The sequence below is a fragment of the Paraclostridium sp. genome, assembly GCF_051657365.1.
In the GTDB taxonomy this organism is placed as follows: domain Bacteria; phylum Bacillota; class Clostridia; order Peptostreptococcales; family Peptostreptococcaceae; genus Paraclostridium.
The window spans coordinates 1-1,900 of record NZ_JBOFKN010000228.1 but is presented as its reverse complement, the minus strand read 5'-3'; the positions used below and the strand labels follow the sequence as shown (position 1 = coordinate 1,900).

The 1,900-nt window shown below is 28.2% G+C and carries 2 protein-coding genes; one reads left to right on the top strand and one right to left on the bottom strand.

Annotated features, from left to right (window positions below; genetic code table 11):
• Positions 1-67: 67 nt before the first annotated feature.
• Positions 68-1,498 (top strand): IS1182 family transposase, encoded by a 1,431-nt coding sequence (locus ACRCYC_RS17915; protein ID WP_438620469.1) that lies wholly within the window; start codon positions 68-70, stop codon positions 1,496-1,498.
• 46 nt (positions 1,499-1,544) lie between these two features.
• Here ACRCYC_RS17915 and ACRCYC_RS17910 read toward each other — a convergent pair whose 3' ends face one another.
• Positions 1,545-1,853 (bottom strand): hypothetical protein, encoded by a 309-nt coding sequence (locus tag ACRCYC_RS17910; protein WP_438620468.1) that lies wholly within the window; start codon positions 1,851-1,853, stop codon positions 1,545-1,547.
• Positions 1,854-1,900 lie beyond the last annotated feature (47 nt).

Genomic DNA, 1,900 nt, shown 5'->3' with positions numbered 1-1,900 from the left:
CGGCAGACTGTGAAAAAATGCATATATTTTGTATAATCTAAAGATAGATTTATTTTAGGAGCAAAAGATGAAGTATTTGGTAAGTAGTAGAGAAAATTTAGTTATAGGAAATTTAGATGAATATGTTTCAAAGGATAGTATTGTGAGAACTTTAGATTCAATTATTGAAGGTTTTGATTTAGAAAATTTAGGTTTTAATATGGGGAAAAATACCGCAGCTGGTCGCCCACGATACAATCCAAAGGATTTATTAAAGTTATATGTATATGGATTATTAAATGGTATCCGTTCTGTGAGAAAACTTGAGGAATTATGTAAATTAAATATAGAAGTAATTTGGTTGATGAAAGGATTTAAGCCATGTTTTAAAACAATTTCAAATTTCCGTGATGATAATATTGATTTCTTTGAAAATTTATTTGATGAATTTGTATCAAACTGTATGGAGATGGGACTTTACGAAGGTAAAATTCTAGCATTAGATGGAACTCGACTAGAAGCTAATGCTTCTAAGCGGAAAAATTATTCACTAAAAAAATTAGCTATTCAAAAAGCTGAAGCCTATTCAAATTTGGAAGAATATATTTTAAAAAAGAATAAATCTAAAATAGAGTATTATCAAAGTAAATTGAAATTTTATGATGAAATTGAAACATTCTTAAATGATAATAATCTGACAAGTATTAATTTAACTGATCCAGATGCTAAAACTGTTAAATTTGGTGCAAGTAATGGCACGGATGTAGGTTATAATATTCAATCAGTAGTTGATAGCAAAGAAAAATTAATACTAACACTAGATGTTTCTGATTCAGCTGAAGATGGAAGTAGCTTGATTCCGTTGGCGTTGAAAACCAAGAAAAAATTGAATGGTGAAAAATTTTTTTTAATAGCCGATAAAGGATATTATAGTGCTAGAAAAATGCAGTTTTGTTATAAGCATAATATTATTACTTGTATTCCTAAAATACGCTATTCAAGTTCAATAAAAAATAAGGAATATTCTTTAGAACGTTTCAGTTATAACTCAAAAGACAATACATTTGTTTGTCCAGAAGGTGCTATCTTATCAAATGTTTATTCAAGTAAGTCAAAAACCGAATGCTTCGCTAATGCGAAAGCTTGTAATGAATGTCAAAACTCTAAATTATGTACTACAAGCTCAACAGGAAGAAAAATAACTAGAGCTAGAGGTGAATCAGCTTTAGCTAATAAATTCAATAAAATTTTTGAGAAAAATGAATCGAAATTTGCATTAAGGAAAGCTCTTGTTGAACATCCTTTTGGTACATTAAAGAGAGTTATGAATTTTTATCACGTTACACTTCGAACAAAAAGAAAAGTCCGAGGTGAGGTTGCGTTAGCCTTTTTTGTCTACAATCTTAAAAGGGTTATAAATATAAAGGGAAAGCAGCTCTCTATTTGCCACTTTCCCAATTTATATAAATTAATATTTAAATTTAACTTGAAATACAGTTATTATATTCAATTAAAGTAAATAAATGGAAAAATATTTATACTTAAATTAGTATAAATATTAGTTTTTACACAGTCTGACGTCCACCTGTTTCTTCATAGAATTTATCACGGATTTCTCCACCTTCCCAAATACCTTTAATAACAAAGTTTTTAAAGAAAGTCTTTACGATTTCTGGATCGATTTCATCACCAACTCTAGCTAGGAGTTCTTTTACAGAAGGAACATCATTATAGAAGTGTTCTAAAAGTTCTACACCTTGTTTGTCATAAGGGTTTTTAACAAGCTTCTTAGCAATACTTATGATTTTTCCGACGTTTTTTTCTGGATTTTTTTCTATATATGATAGAAGTTGTTCCAAAATAATTTTTTTCATTTTCTTCACCCCATAAAATATATTTGATTTTTAAAACTTTTGGAATA

Excerpts from the sequence above, each read along its gene's own strand:
- ACRCYC_RS17910 (WP_438620468.1), bottom strand. The coding sequence starts at position 1,853 with ATGAAAAAAATTATTTTGGAACAACTTCTATCATATATAGAAAAAAAT.
- ACRCYC_RS17915 (WP_438620469.1), top strand. The coding sequence starts at position 68 with ATGAAGTATTTGGTAAGTAGTAGAGAAAATTTAGTTATAGGAAATTTA.